Source organism: Roseateles amylovorans (assembly GCF_025398155.2).
Classification (GTDB): Bacteria; Pseudomonadota; Gammaproteobacteria; order Burkholderiales; family Burkholderiaceae_C; genus Roseateles; species Roseateles amylovorans.
Window position 1 is genome coordinate 49,268 of record NZ_CP104562.2, and the last position, 12,949, is coordinate 62,216.

The window sequence follows — 12,949 nt, forward strand, 5'->3', positions numbered from 1 at the left end:
TCTGTTCAGCTCGCATGAACAAGTGATGCCGGCCTGGATGGCCGCGTCAGGAGCGCGCCTTCACCAGACCTTGCAGCGCTCCGCCGCTGGCTTGACCATCTTTTGGCCCGGCTTGCACTGGAAGGCCTTTTCGAACTCCGGCATGTTCACCGCGACGCCGTTGATGCGATAGCGCCCCGGCGAGTGCGGATCGGTCAACGCCTTGACGCGTTCGTACTCGGGCCGCGCCTGGCTGCAATCCCACTGGGCAAAGCCCACGAAGAAGCGCTGCTCGGGGGTGAGACCGTCGACCGACACCGGCGACAGGTCCGCCACCTGGGCCTTCCAGGCCGCATAGGCCAGCACCAGGCCGCCGAGATCGGCCAGGTCTTCGCCCAGCGTCAGCTTGCTGTTGATGCGGATGTCGTCCACCACCACATAGCGGGCGTACTGGTTGGCGACGCAGGCCGCGCGCTGTTCGAAGGCCTTGCCATCCTTCTGGGTCCACCAGTCGCGCAGATTGCCCTGGGCGTCGAACTGGCGGCCTTCGTCATCGAAACCGTGGATCAACTCGTGACCGATGGTGCCGCCTGTGTTGCCGTAGTTGGGCGCGTCATCCATCTTCGGGTCGAACAGCGGCGGCTGCAGCACGCCGGCCGGGAAGTTGATGTCGTTCATCTGCGCGTCGTAATAGGCATTGACGGTCTGCGGCGTCATGCCCCACTCGCCGCGGTCCAGCGGCTTGCCGATCTTGGCCAGTTGCCGACGCAGCTCGAAGGCATTGCCGCGCATGACATTGCCGGCGAGGTCGTCCCGGGTGACCGACAGCGCGCTGTAGTCACGCCAGCGATCCGGGTAGCCCACCTTGTTGACGATGGCATGGAGCTTCTCGGCCGCCCGCTTGCGGGTGGCGCCACTCATCCAGGTCAGCGACTCGATGCGCGCGGCCATCGCGTCCTCGATCTGGCGGGTCATCATCAGCGTCTTCTCTTTCAGCTCGGGGCTGAAGTTGCGCGAGACGAATTCCTGGCCCAGCGCTTCGCCCAGTTGCGCATCCACCAGCTCCACGCAGCGCTTCCAGCGCGCCTTGAGCTGGGGCACGCCCTGCAGCGTCTGGCCGAAGAAGTCGAAGTTGGCCCGCACCACGTCAGCCGACAGCGTCGGCGCCTGGCTGCTCAGCAGCTGCCAGCGCAGGTAATGGCGAATCTGCGCGAGATCGCGCCGCTTGAGCTGGGCCGCGAACGCTTTGAAGAAGGCGGGGTCAGTGACGTTGAAGGTGGCAAGCGGCGCCAGGCCCAAGGCGCGCTGATAGGCGGACCAGTCAAAGCCCGGCGTCAGGGCCTGCAGGCCGGCGGCGCGGGTGGGATGGAAGCTCTTGTAGGGATCTCGCTTGTCCACCCGGCTCAGCGAGGCACGTGCCAGCGCGGTCTCCAGTGACAGCACCTGGGCGGCCTGCTCGCGGGCGGCGTTCGGCGCATCCCCCAGCAGCTCGAAGCCCCGGGCCACATGGGCCACGAACTGCTCACGCAGCCGACGGGATTTCTCATCGTCCTTGAAGTAGTACGCGCGGTCCGGCAGGCTCAGGCCGCCGGCGTAGGCGAAGGCGATCACCTGGGTCGACGCCTTCAGATCCTGTCCGGATGCGAAGTGGAAAAACAGCCGTTCGTTGTTGGTTGCGAGATGCAGTGCGGCGAGCAGGGCGGGCAGCTCGGACCGGTGCTTGAGCGCGTCGATGCGCGACAACAGCGGACGCAACGGCGCCACGCCATGACGTTCGGCCGCGTCTTCGTCCATGCAGGCCGCGAAGTAATCGCCCATGCGGGCCTGGTTGGCGGTTCGCGCGGGATCCGCGGCGGACAGCTTGTCCAGGATGCCCCAGAGGTAGCGCTGATTCTCATTGGCCATCTTGGCGTAGACCGACCAGCGCGCCTGGTCCGAGGGGATCGGATTGTTGGCCATCCAGCCGCCGCAGGCGAACTGGTAGAGGTCTTCGCAAGGATCGGCGGTCCGGTCCATCGACGCGGTGTCGAGGCTGGGCGTGTAGGGCAGCCGATCCAGCGGCTGCTCCGTCACGGATGCGGAAGCCGGCGCCGAGGCCGCCGCTGCGGTCTGTGCCACGGCGGGCCCGACCCCGAGCGTCCCCAACACGCCGAGGGCGCCGAGCCCTGCCAACACAAGCGCACCCAGGCGCGGACGGAAGAACTCGGGCTCGCGCGACGCGCGGACCTGCTGCAGGCGTTGGTGAGAGGCGGACATGCTGAAGGGCGTGTTGATGCTGTGCGGCATTCTCCGGCAGCGGCCCTCGCCCGACCATGTCCATGCGTCAACGGCCGGGAAAGCGTTGTATCCGGGCCCAGACCCGTACGGCCGCACGGCCACCGGGCGGGCACCCAGGGTCAGCGATGACCGGCCTCTTCCAATGCCACCTCTTTCAGTGCGGCCAGGGTCGTGAGCGCCAGCAACCGGCGGTTCATCGCCGACGAAGGAGGGGGTCGCGACGCGGCGCCATGGAGCGCGGTTGCCGTATGGAGCTGCACCTCGCTTTGCAATGCCTGAAGCTGCCTGCGAAGTTGGCCGCGTGACTCGACCCGCTTGCGCCACCTGCTCTGGGCCTGAGGCGGCAGGGTTTGAAAGTGGGACTTCAGCAGGAATTTCATCAGGTCGACAGCGCGGTCGGCCGTGCCGCGTTGTTGAACAGACAGCGGCTTGTGGTCGCCGAACAGGCCATCGGCCACCCGTTTCGCTCGCACGGCGGCGGCACAAACGTCAGCGACCGCCACCTGCGACCTAGAGGACCCCCTCGACGGGAGCAGCTGGCGCAGGCCCCTTTCAGCCTGCGTGAATGCCCGGACGGTCTGGGCGAGGAAGCTGTCCATGTCCAGACCGTCGCGCTGCCGCAGATCCGTCCAATGTTCAGCAAGCCTGACGGTGCTGTGGAACATCCGCTCAGGCCCTTGCGGGCCTGTTTCCAAGATCGTCTCCAGCTCGCGGGCGACGATTCGATTCGCAAAGTCCCTGAGACCCGTCATCGAACGTTGAAGGGGTGGCAACGACTGAAATGGCGGCATCTCGGGCGGGCGGAAAGGGGCCAGGGTTTCGTAGACGTTCTCGTTCTCGCTCGCGCTCTCGACTTGGGCGTTCAGCACGCTGTAGGGTGATTCGTCTCGCCCAGTTCCGGAGGCCGCCAGCGCTGCTCCGAGCGAAGCGACGTCAGCCGGGTCCGGCGTCGGGCGGGGGCGCGGCGGCAGCGCCGGAGGCGGCCCGAACGGCAGCGACGCCGTGTGCAACCCGACGGGTGATTGGAGAGGCGACGAGCGCCGCGCTTTCGCTGCCGTCACCGGCAGCGCCTGCAGGCGGGTGCCAGCCGGCATGCCGGTCGCCTGGGCCCTGGGCCCGCCGTCAGTCCGTTCAAGTGACGGTACGCCGGGTGCGGTGTGGGCTGGCCGACGCGGCGGAACCTGGGGGGGCCGGCTTTCGATGCCCCTCAGCGGGACCGGTATTCCTCGCCGAGAGGGACTGAATTCCGCCGCCAGCGCTTCGGCATGGCGCCGCGGCAGATCGCGCAGATCCCCGAGCGCGCAAGAAGCGAACGTCGGCCCTCGACGGGCCTGTCCGAGTTCGATCATCTCCCGTGCCGCTTGGGTCAATGCCCGCTCGACCACCGGGGCACCCAGATCGTGCAGCCGTTGCGCCTGGGCGCGCTGATGCAACAGCACAGTGAACAGGCCCGATCGGTTCTGGCCACCGCGACATCCCACGGCCACGGTACCCCCATCGGCACTGCGCTGATGGAGGGTCCTGATGCACTCGAACAGGCCGGGCTCGTCCTCCGTCAACTGCAGCCGATGCACCTGCATGTCGGTCCGCTCCTCAACGCCATCGGCGCGATAGGCGGCGACTTGCACCTCCGTCGGCGCCTGCGCGCGCTGGCCCGGCTTCAGGATCGGACAACTGCTGACGGGCAGCGGCGCATCGGCCTGCCTGAGGTCGAGCGGCTGATCCAGCATCCTCAACACGCGGTCCTGGGGCGTGCTGCTGTGCACCATCACGATGTCGCGCACGCCCTCCTGAAGAAATCCGCACAGCAGAAGGGCCTGGCCGCGCGACGGGTCCGGGCGCTTGGCCGCCAGGCCTTCCGAATGGCCGCCCAGAGGTTGGAAGACCAGCACCGCGCGGCCGTGTGGACCGGCCGGGTCCGAGCCGATCGCGATGCGGGTCGCATTGGCGCGCGCGGCGTCGCCGTCGACCCAGCGCGTCAACTCCGGCTCCAGGGTCATGCCGTATCGCGGATGGAGCGCGAGGAAATGGCCCGGGCGAACCAGGGCACTTTGCACATGGGCGACCATCGCGGGGCTTTGGAGGACCACCTCGGCAAGGAGCGGTGCCGACGCCACCGACGCCGCGTCAGGCCGAGACGCTGTACCGGGCGATGCGGCGGCTGACTCGGCACCTCCAGACCCAGCCGGGTCGAGGGCATGCACCGACAAAGGGCTGAGGGACGATGTCAGCTCGACGATGTTCACGAGGTGGCTCTCCTTGACGATTGAAGCCACCGCGCCGGCACCGGACCGGCCAGCGCGGTGACCTCCTAGTCATCGGAGCAGCGCAATCGTTCGATCGCTCATCCGCGTGCCCGCGCCGATCTCGACCACCGACCCGTGGGATGCTCTGGCGTCGCTCGCTGGATCGATCGAGCGAAATGACGATCGAGGAGGGTCGGGCGTGCCCGGCACACGACGACTCAGGGCACGCTGAAGCCGGTGAGCGCCTTCGGGAACTTCAGCAGCCACAGCCGGGTGGTGCGGTCGATCTCGCTGCCACGCGTCACCCGCACGCCCACCGCGCCGGCGGTGCAGGCGCCGTTGCTGGCGATCACGCCGTTGACGTCCACGCTGCATTCGGTCGGATCGCCGGCGATCGGCTTGCCGGCGGCATCGACCAGGCTGGTACGCAAGCCGAAGTCGTTGTCGTTGATCAGGGCCAGCGTCTGCGTGTCCACCAAGGCCAGGCCTTCGGCCTTCTCGGCCTTCCAGCCAGCGGCATTCAGGTCCAGCAACACCGTCTTCTTCAGCTTCACGACATTGGCCCAGGTCGTGGCGGCCGCCGTGCTGCCGTCGATGCTGTTCTTCTCCAGATCGATGCCGATGGCCGCGATGTCCGTCGCCGCGGCCGGCACCTCCACCAGCATCAGGAAGTTGCGCACCGCACCGGACGCATCCGCACCTTGTTCGATGACGATGAACTTGCCGCCGCCCAGCGACACCAGGTCACCCAGCTTGGCGCTGCCGGTGCGGTTGCGGTCCCACTTCTCGCCCTTGGCGGCCAGCGGATAGCTCAGCGGATAGGCGTAGAGCCGGGAGGTCTCGGTCTTGGGATCGAACTCGATCCAGCGCGCGAACTGCGCAAAGTCGCGCACCTTGACCTTGTCGGTGTTCTTGCCGTCCTGGTCCAGGTCACTGCTGTCCACCACCTCGACGCTCTTGCCGGCGGTGTCCACCGGGTCGATCGGGCTTTGCAGGAAGCCGTGCAGCTTGCCGGTGGCGGTGTCCAGCGCGAGGCCTTCCATGCCGCGATTGGGGCGCCGGTGCTTGAGCACTTCGGGCAGGCTGCCGGCGGTGCTGCCGGGCGCATAGCGCTTGAGGATCTGGCCGGTGGCCGCGTCGATCTTGACGATGAACGGCCCGTATTCGTCGGACGTCCAGAACACCTTGGCAGCGGCGTCATAGACCAGGGTCTCGCTGTCCAGGCCCTGGGCATCGAAGCCGGCTTTGTCGCCGTCGTATTTCAGGCTGTCATTCAAAGGGACTTCCGCACTGCTGCCGACGGCACCGAACGGCAGCGGGCGGCCGCTGATGCGTGCGCCGGCCTCGCTCTTGATCGGGGTGAGGCTGGAGATCACCGCCCCTTGCGCGCCCAGCGTGACGACGCCGATGGACGGCGTGAAGCTGGGCGACGGGAACATCTTGGTCGCCACCACGGCGCCGGTGTCCGGGCGGGGCGCCATCGGGCTGTCGCCGTTGGGACCGCGGTCGGTGATGCCCCAGAACTCCATCGCGCCATCGGCATTGCGGCCCTTGTAGACCAGGCCCGAGCCGACCGCCGGGAAGAAGCCCTTCGGAAAGTCCTTCTTCGCCCCGGCATTGCCGCCTTCATAAGGCACGTACTGGCTGTCGGTGGCCTGCACCTGGAATTTGGTGATGGTGACGGTTCCACCCGCGCTGTCCTGGGCGCTGCTGCTGGTGCCGGTCTTGCCGAGGTAGGCCGCCAGCGTGGCCTCGTAATGCTCGACAGCGGCTCCGCGACGGGTGGCGCTCATCGCGCGGGCGCTATAGGGCTGGCCATAGGCGTCGGTCTGTGCGGCGGGCAGCAGGCTGGCGAGAGCGGTGTCGAAGGCAGTCGCGGCGGCCGCGAAGTCCAGGGTCTTGCCGGCCAAGGTGTCCGCAACAGCGGCGGGGATCCGGATGCCGTTGGACGGGTCATCGTCCTCGTCCAGCGTTTGCAGGAACACGAGTCGGTTCTGCAGCGGCGCATCGGTCAGGGTATTGGTTCCAGCGAGGTCCGACACCGCGATGTTGGGGGTGCACGCAGCAGTCCCCAGCGCAATGCCGCCGACGCTGAAGCTCACCGTGTCCCCGGTTTTGCAGGACAGGACACCGCCCGCGGCGGTCTTGCCCACCGTGGCCGATGGCGACGCGCTGAAGCTCACGCCCTCCACCGGACCATCCAGCAGCCGCGCCTGGATCACCGCAGGAGAGGGCGTCTGGTTGGTGTTGCCATCGCCACCGCAACCGGCCAGCAGCGCCGCGCTCAACGCGAGCAGTGCCGGCGGTGCGGTGCGAACGGTGGCCGAGCTGAAGCGGCGCATGCCAGTGGTTGGCGGGGCGGTCGTGACGGCTGCGGCGGAGGCGTTGGGGGTGGAGGTCGGCGTGCGGGTCGGCGTGGTGGGCATGGCGCTGTGGACGGATGATCAGAACAGCCCGGCACGCTAGGCAACGCCCATGACAGCGCCATGAATCCGCAACAAAACCGACACACGGAACAACCCTGATCGACAGGCGTCCAGGCCCCTCCACGCGCCTCTCAGCGAGCCATTGCCCAGCCATCAGCGGGGCATCAGCGAGCCATCAGCCATTCATCAGCCAGGCATCAGCAGGCAACCGCGTCCAACGGCGACGAAACGCGCCCCACAGCGATGGGAAGCAAGGCGGACAAACAATGCCCCAGCGGAGTCCCGCGACGATCGCATTCCCCAACGAGAAAGCCCCGGGAACGCGCGCCATCGACGCGGTCCCGGGGCCCCGGTCCAACGGCTGGAGAGGGATCAGCCGTTGACCTTGATGCGGTTGTTGACCGACTGCACGCCCTTGGCGGCCAGCGCCAGGGAACCGGCACGGTCGCGCGCGGCCAGGTCCGGTGCGGTGCCGTCGAGCACCACATGACCCCGTTCGGTTTCCACCTTCACATCAAGGGCGCTGAGCTTCGGATCGCCGGCCAGTGCGGTCTTGATGGTGGTGGTGATCTGGGCGTCATCGACGGCGGCGCCCACCTTGTCGGCGGTCCGGTCCATCTTGTTGCCCATGTTGTCCATGGCCTGCCGAGTGTCTTCCTTGGCCTGCTCGGACTTCTGTTCCATCTTCGCCATGCCGTCGTCCAGGCGCTGGCCGGCGGTGCGGCCATCGTCCTCACGGCCACAGGCGGCCAGGGCGACGGCAGCAATGACGGCGGGCAGGATCATCAGGGCGGGGCGGGCGTGTCGGTCTTGCTTCATGTCGGGCTCCTTGGGAGGTCTTCACGGTGTGTCCGGGATCCGGATGCGGCGCGAAGCGCAGACATCGGTGCGACGTCGTGCATCGGTCCTGAGTCGAGATGGCTCGAGGCCATGGCTTCACTGTAGGCAGCCCGTCGGCGGCGCGGGGTCGGCTCGCGCCACGATGTCAGGTCGTACGGCGACGCGGTGGGCTGTAGGCCCGCACCTACAGCCGCAGCGCGCGGATGACCGGCAGCGCAAAGCGCTCTTCGCCGTCCACTAGCCCGCGATCCGCAACGCGACGAGCGACGAGCGGATTGCGGATTGCGGAGTGCGGGATTCGGGAAGAGGGAAGCGCTCGAAGATTCAGAGCGACGTCGCCGAGCGCGCCAGCGTAGCCGGCGCAATGAACGCCGTCGTCAGAAGGTCGGGAGGTCCGCCGGCACCGGCGGTGCATCCTCGGACAGCGGCAACCAGGCGCGGATCACGGTGCCCTGCCCCGGCGCGCTTTGCAGCTGCAGCTGTCCCCGTTCCGCCTCGACCCGGAAGCGCATGCCCAGCAGACCGTGGGAGCCGAGGTTCATCTGCGCCGGATCGAAGCCGCAGCCGTTGTCGCTCACGCTGACCAGCGCCTGCGCGTACTCGCGCTTGAGCATGACCTTCGCATGAGTGGCCTGGGCATATTTGGACATGTTGGTGAGCGCCTCCTGCACCAGGCGGAAGGCGGTGAGCTGCGCGCTGCGCGGGAGCTGCACGCCCTCTTCCAGCTCCAGGTCGATCGGCACGCCCAGACGCTCCGCGCTTTCCCGGCAGAGGATTTCCAGCGCCGCCACCAGACCCAGTTGATCCAAGGTGGACGGACGCAGGTCCTCGATGATCCGGCGCTTCAGCGCAATGCCGCTGTTGAGCGTTTCGGTCAGGTGGGTGAGCCGTTGCATCAGCTCCGGTGCGCCCGCCTGCAGCTTGGGCCGCAGCCGCGCCACATCCAGCTTGGCCGCGGTGAGCAGGGCGCCGAGCTCGTCGTGCAGGTCGCGCGCCAGGCGGGCCCGCTCGTCCTCGCGGGCCGTCTGCAGATGTCGGGCCAGCTGGGTGAGTTCGGCGGTGCGCCGGCCGACCTCCACTTCCAGCAGGTCCCGCTCCGCACGCATGTCCTGCTGCTGGCGCTCGCGCTGCTCATCCATTGCGCGGCTCTTGCGCAGGAACAGGCCGAAGACAAGCAGGCTGATCAGCGTCATCGCCGCCACGCCAATGCGATTGAGCATCAGCGTGTCGTAGACCTGCGCCGTGCCGAGGGCGATGCGGTTGTTCTCGTCGGCCAGCAGCTCGGCCGAACGCCGCCGGATCAGCTCCATCTGGTCGCGGCCGATGTCGGTCATCATGAGCGTCTGGGCCGCCTGGACCCGGCCGTCCTGGTGAAGCTTGAGCACCTCCTGCAGCTCGCTCAGCTTGGCGCTGACGGCGGCCGCGATCTCCTTGCTGCGGCGCTCCGCATCCGGCGCGTCCACCTGCGAGTACATGCGCTGCAGCGCATCCAGGCCCTTGGACGCGTCTTCCGCCGCGAAGCGGTAGGGATCCAGGTATTCGGGTCGACCAGTGATGAGGTAGCCGCGCTGGCCGGACTCGGCATCGGTCACCCGCGCCGTCAGCCGGACCAGTTCCACCCGGGCGCGGTTAAGCGTGGCCAAGCGATCCATCTGCGAGATCGCGCCGAAATAGGCGAGCTCACTGATGAGCACCATCAACAGCGCGACAAACAATCCGAGCGGCAAGGCCCAGGTCTTGCTTCCGATATTGGCGACAGTCTCTTTCAGACTCATCCTCTACACTCCCTTGAGCGATACGCTCACTAGAAATCGCCACCATGATCCGAATCGCCATCGTTGATGACCACGCAATTGTCCGTGCCGGTTTACGGCAATTTCTTTCCGAACAGGTCGATTTGCGCGTCACCGGCGAAGCCAGCTCCGGCCGTGAAGCGCTGGACCTGCTGCGCGCGGGCGAAGTCGACGTCATGTTGATGGACCTCTCCCTGCCGGACCAGAGCGGGGTGGAAACGCTGGCGGCCATCAAGGCGCGCAAGCCGGAACTGCCGGTGCTGATCCTCAGCGGCTTTCCCGAAACCCACTACGCCACCACCTTGCTGCGCCAGGGCGCGAGCGGCTATCTGAACAAGGAATGCGATCCCGAAGAGATCGCCACGGCCATCCGCACCGTGTTCCGCGGCCGCAAGTACATCACGCCCGCCGTGGCCGAACTGCTGGCCGAAGGGCTGGGGGCTTCCCCCGATCAGGCCGCTCACGACACGCTGTCCGAGCGCGAACTGCAGGTCTTCCTGCGACTGGCCCGCGGCGAGACCGTCGGCCACATCGCCGACGGCATGTCGCTGAGCGTGAAGACCGTCAGCACCTACCGTTCCCGGGTGCTGGAAAAGCTCAGTCTCAACACCAACAGCGAACTCACCTACTACGCGTTGAAGAACGGCCTGATCGAGTGAGGCCGTGAGCGGGCGGCCGCAGGCGCCTGCGCCTGCCGTCCCCGCGTCAAGCGACGGGCACGGCATGGCCGTCGCCGTCCGGATCGCGTCCGTCCGCCAACGTGCGGCAGTAGGCCAGCAGGTCCTCCAGCTCCTCGGATTTGTCGAACACCTTGTGCGCGCCCAGCGCCATGCAGCGCTGCCGCATGTCCGGCGTGGCGTAGTTGCTCAGCACCACGCGGTGCGCGCCGGGCAACTCCTGACTGGCGGCGCGAAGCACATTCAGCCCGGTGCCCTGCTGCAGGAAGATGTCGATGATCAGGAGATCGCAGCGGCGATCCGGCTCGGACGACAGCCAACGGATCGCGCTGCCTTCGTCCACCGCATGGCCGAGCACACGCAGATCGACCATCTCTTCGAGCGTCGCGACCAGGTTCTCCCGGATCACGGCGTTGTCCTCGACCAGAAAGCAGGTGAGCGCAGCGGTGTCGGGGTGGACGTCCATGGCGAAGGGGGGCTCGGGGGCTGAAGCGATGCGGGCGCCAGGTCACCAGCTCAGTCAGGCCGGTCCAGGGGATCGGTCAACGTGGCACGGTGGACGATGCGCACAACCTGCGGGAATCGAGGCGACATCGACGCGAAGCCGGCACGGGGCCGAACGCGGCGGGCACCAGAAATGGGGGCGCGCGAACGGTCAGCGCACCGAAGCACGCGGACTGTTCGCGCTGTCCGGCGATGGGCATTCACCCATCCGCCGGGATCAGGGTCGCGGCATCAGTTACGGATGGCGATCTCGTTCTTGACGCGCTTCACGCCCTTCACATCGCGGGCGATGCGCTCGGCCATGCTCTTTTCCGTGGCGCTCTTGGCAAAGCCCGACAGCATCACCTCGCCCTGCAGCGTTTCCACGCTGATGGACGACGCGTCGACCGTCTTGGCTTCGACGAACTTGGCCTTCACCGCGGTGGTGATGCCGGCATCGTCGACATACTCGCCGACCGACGACTGTCCGCGGGTGACCGCGCAGCCGGGCAACAAGGTCAGGGCGCCCACAGCAGTGGCCAGGGCGAGAACGGTGGCTCGAATCATCATGTTGATCTCCTTGTCGATGACAGACACTGGCTCACGCGGCGTGGCGGGGATTCGACACGACGGCAGGGGCCGGTTCGGCAAACGTCACGGGGGCGTGGTCCAGCAGATAGGGCAATGCCGCTTCCAGTCCCAGCACCGGATCGCTGTCATCGAGGGCGGTCCAAAGGACCTGGCAATCGCTGCTCGCGGTGAGGGTGGCGTAAGACTGGAAATGATCGGCGTGGCTCATCTGTCGGCTCCTTGCGTCCCGTTTGACGCGCTGGAACTCACTTTACGCATGCCGAACATGGCGGCCTGTAGTCAGCGTCCGCGACCGCTTGTAGGACAAACGGCTGTGCGGCTGCGTCCTACATCTGCTCGCGCCGGACCCCGACAGGCCCCGCCACGGGTGCTGCCTACGATTCAGGCCATGGACAAGAACATCATGAGCGCGACGTTGGGCAGCGCCACTCCCCCGCTTTCGATCCCGACCCCCCACGCTTGCGCGCAGGCAGGCATGTCGTTTGCGGCGGCACCGGCCGCGCCGGGATTCAAGACCTCTCGTTGTGTGGATGCGGAGTTGCTGCTGTCGACGCCGCTGACCGTGGTGGTCTGCGCCCGCCTGGACTACGCCGTGGCCGATGGCACGTTGACGTCGCACGAGGTGGCCCTGGTGATCCCGCGCAGCCGCTGCCAGGGCGATCATCCTTACTGGCCGGCCCTGCTGGCCGCCGCGCAGGAACACTGGCACCGCTGCCCGGGCCATGCGCATCGACTGCTGGTGCGGGTCCACGGCGAATGGCAGACCATCCTGTCGGCCCAGATGCTGGAACGCGCGCACTGAGGGTCAGCGCCCACCCGGCGCGCGACGCTGCTTCTTCTTTACAGCGCGGCAGCAAAGCCGACAGCCAGCAGACGGCCGGACGGGCAGGCCAGTGGGGATAATGCGCTGTGGGCCGTCCAGGTCCGATGACGATGATGATCCAGCGCCCCATCCCCACTCCATCCACGATCCCCTCCGTTCCCCCTGTCCGAGCCGCCGGACATGAGCGATCCGCGCGCCCTATGCGCTGGCTGCGGCGCACCTGCGTGGCCTGCGCCGTGGCGCTGGTCGCCGGCTGTAGCGGCTTTGGGGGCGACGGCGCGGGCGCCCGCAAGAACTCGGTCTATCAGAATGAGCGTTTCCAGGCGGATGAGACCTTCTCCCGGCTGTTCGACGCCAATGTTGAAGACACCTGCGAAGCGGCGCGCCGGGCCCTGTTGAGCCAGGGCTATGTGATCAACCTCGCCCAGCCAGCGTCCATCACTGGCAGCAAGCGCTTCCAGCCGGAAGGCGAAGTGCATGTGGAGATCAGCTTCAACATCGTCTGCGTGCCTGAGGCCGGCGGCGGCAAGTTGGCGACCGCCTATGTGTCGGCGCTGCAGGACCGCTACACCGTCAAGCGGAGCACCAACTCCACCAGCCTGGGGGTGAGCGCGATCGGCTCGATCTCGGTCCCCTTGTCGTCGACCTCCGAATCGCTGGTGAAGGTCGCCTCGGAAACCATCCCCGCCGGCCAGTTCTACGACCGCTTCTTTGCCCTCATGCAGCGGCTGTTGAAGGACCAGAGCGGCGGCACTCCGGAATCCTTCGGCGGCGGCGGCGGGAATCCATGAAAAAGGCGTCCCGCAGGACGCCT

At 67.4% G+C, this 12,949-nt stretch carries 12 protein-coding genes; 4 read left to right on the forward strand and 8 right to left on the reverse strand.

The genetic code is table 11. From position 1 onward, the window contains the following. Positions 1–60 precede the first annotated feature (60 nt). The 3 genes from N4261_RS00185 to N4261_RS00195 form a co-directional block, all read right to left on the reverse strand. Positions 61–2,235 carry a M13 family metallopeptidase gene (locus tag N4261_RS00185; protein ID WP_261758191.1) on the reverse strand — a complete coding sequence of 725 codons (2,175 nt, stop codon included), beginning with the start codon at positions 2,233–2,235 and terminating at the stop codon, positions 61–63. A gap of 140 nt (positions 2,236–2,375) precedes the next feature. Beyond that, positions 2,376–4,040 carry a hypothetical protein gene (locus tag N4261_RS00190; RefSeq protein ID WP_261758192.1) on the reverse strand — a complete coding sequence of 555 codons (1,665 nt, stop codon included), beginning with the start codon at positions 4,038–4,040 and terminating at the stop codon, positions 2,376–2,378. 680 nt (positions 4,041–4,720) lie between these two features. Continuing rightward, positions 4,721–6,844 (reverse strand): esterase-like activity of phytase family protein, encoded by a 2,124-nt coding sequence (locus tag N4261_RS00195; RefSeq protein WP_261758193.1) that lies wholly within the window; start codon positions 6,842–6,844, stop codon positions 4,721–4,723. On the opposite strand from N4261_RS00195, the gene N4261_RS00200 reads away from it, so the two are divergent. After that, the gene (locus N4261_RS00200; RefSeq protein ID WP_261758194.1) at positions 6,843–6,968 is read left to right on the forward strand and encodes a hypothetical protein; all 126 of its coding nucleotides are present in this window, start codon (positions 6,843–6,845) and stop codon (positions 6,966–6,968) included. The two genes, N4261_RS00195 and N4261_RS00200, sit on opposite strands and share 2 nt — an antisense overlap. Before the next feature lie 332 nt (positions 6,969–7,300). Here N4261_RS00200 and N4261_RS00205 read toward each other — a convergent pair whose 3' ends face one another. Both N4261_RS00205 and N4261_RS00210 read right to left on the reverse strand, forming a co-directional pair. Further along, entirely contained in the window at positions 7,301–7,747 is a 447-nt protein-coding gene (locus N4261_RS00205; RefSeq protein WP_261758195.1) for a BON domain-containing protein, read from the reverse strand. A 398-nt stretch (positions 7,748–8,145) separates the two neighbouring features. Then, entirely contained in the window at positions 8,146–9,543 is a 1,398-nt protein-coding gene (locus N4261_RS00210; RefSeq protein WP_261758196.1) for a CHASE3 domain-containing protein, read from the reverse strand. Between the two features lie 44 nt (positions 9,544–9,587). On the opposite strand from N4261_RS00210, the gene N4261_RS00215 reads away from it, so the two are divergent. After that, positions 9,588–10,220 carry a response regulator gene (locus tag N4261_RS00215; RefSeq protein WP_261758197.1) on the forward strand — a complete coding sequence of 211 codons (633 nt, stop codon included), beginning with the start codon at positions 9,588–9,590 and terminating at the stop codon, positions 10,218–10,220. Between the two features lie 46 nt (positions 10,221–10,266). On the opposite strand, the gene N4261_RS00220 is transcribed toward N4261_RS00215, so the two are convergent. The 3 genes from N4261_RS00220 to N4261_RS00230 all read right to left on the reverse strand — a co-directional run bounded on the left by N4261_RS00220 (position 10,267) and on the right by N4261_RS00230 (position 11,520). Continuing rightward, a complete protein-coding gene (locus N4261_RS00220) occupies positions 10,267–10,704 on the reverse strand; it encodes a response regulator (protein WP_261758198.1) in 438 nt (145 codons plus the stop codon). 269 nt (positions 10,705–10,973) lie between these two features. Further along, positions 10,974–11,288, reverse strand: a complete 315-nt coding sequence (locus N4261_RS00225; RefSeq protein ID WP_261760853.1) for a BON domain-containing protein — start codon at positions 11,286–11,288, stop codon at positions 10,974–10,976. A gap of 34 nt (positions 11,289–11,322) precedes the next feature. Beyond that, positions 11,323–11,520 (reverse strand): hypothetical protein, encoded by a 198-nt coding sequence (locus N4261_RS00230; RefSeq protein WP_261758199.1) that lies wholly within the window; start codon positions 11,518–11,520, stop codon positions 11,323–11,325. A 180-nt stretch (positions 11,521–11,700) separates the two neighbouring features. On the opposite strand from N4261_RS00230, the gene N4261_RS00235 reads away from it, so the two are divergent. Together N4261_RS00235 and N4261_RS00240 are read left to right on the forward strand one after the other, a co-directional pair. Continuing rightward, positions 11,701–12,114 (forward strand): hypothetical protein, encoded by a 414-nt coding sequence (locus N4261_RS00235; protein WP_261758200.1) that lies wholly within the window; start codon positions 11,701–11,703, stop codon positions 12,112–12,114. 221 nt (positions 12,115–12,335) lie between these two features. Continuing rightward, positions 12,336–12,926, forward strand: a complete 591-nt coding sequence (locus tag N4261_RS00240; protein WP_261758201.1) for a DUF2242 domain-containing protein — start codon at positions 12,336–12,338, stop codon at positions 12,924–12,926. Positions 12,927–12,949 lie beyond the last annotated feature (23 nt).

Bases quoted from the DNA above. Each gene is read 5' to 3' on its own strand.
- N4261_RS00185 (WP_261758191.1), bottom strand. From the start codon at position 2,235: ATGTCCGCCTCTCACCAACGCCTGCAGCAGGTCCGCGCGTCGCGCGAG.
- N4261_RS00200 (WP_261758194.1), top strand. From the start codon at position 6,843: ATGCCAGTGGTTGGCGGGGCGGTCGTGACGGCTGCGGCGGAGGCGTTG.
- N4261_RS00195 (WP_261758193.1), bottom strand. From the start codon at position 6,844: ATGCGCCGCTTCAGCTCGGCCACCGTTCGCACCGCACCGCCGGCACTG.
- N4261_RS00205 (WP_261758195.1), bottom strand. From the start codon at position 7,747: ATGAAGCAAGACCGACACGCCCGCCCCGCCCTGATGATCCTGCCCGCC.
- N4261_RS00210 (WP_261758196.1), bottom strand. From the start codon at position 9,543: ATGAGTCTGAAAGAGACTGTCGCCAATATCGGAAGCAAGACCTGGGCC.
- N4261_RS00215 (WP_261758197.1), top strand. From the start codon at position 9,588: ATGATCCGAATCGCCATCGTTGATGACCACGCAATTGTCCGTGCCGGT.
- N4261_RS00220 (WP_261758198.1), bottom strand. From the start codon at position 10,704: ATGGACGTCCACCCCGACACCGCTGCGCTCACCTGCTTTCTGGTCGAG.
- N4261_RS00225 (WP_261760853.1), bottom strand. From the start codon at position 11,288: ATGATTCGAGCCACCGTTCTCGCCCTGGCCACTGCTGTGGGCGCCCTG.
- N4261_RS00230 (WP_261758199.1), bottom strand. From the start codon at position 11,520: ATGAGCCACGCCGATCATTTCCAGTCTTACGCCACCCTCACCGCGAGC.
- N4261_RS00235 (WP_261758200.1), top strand. From the start codon at position 11,701: ATGGACAAGAACATCATGAGCGCGACGTTGGGCAGCGCCACTCCCCCG.
- N4261_RS00240 (WP_261758201.1), top strand. From the start codon at position 12,336: ATGCGCTGGCTGCGGCGCACCTGCGTGGCCTGCGCCGTGGCGCTGGTC.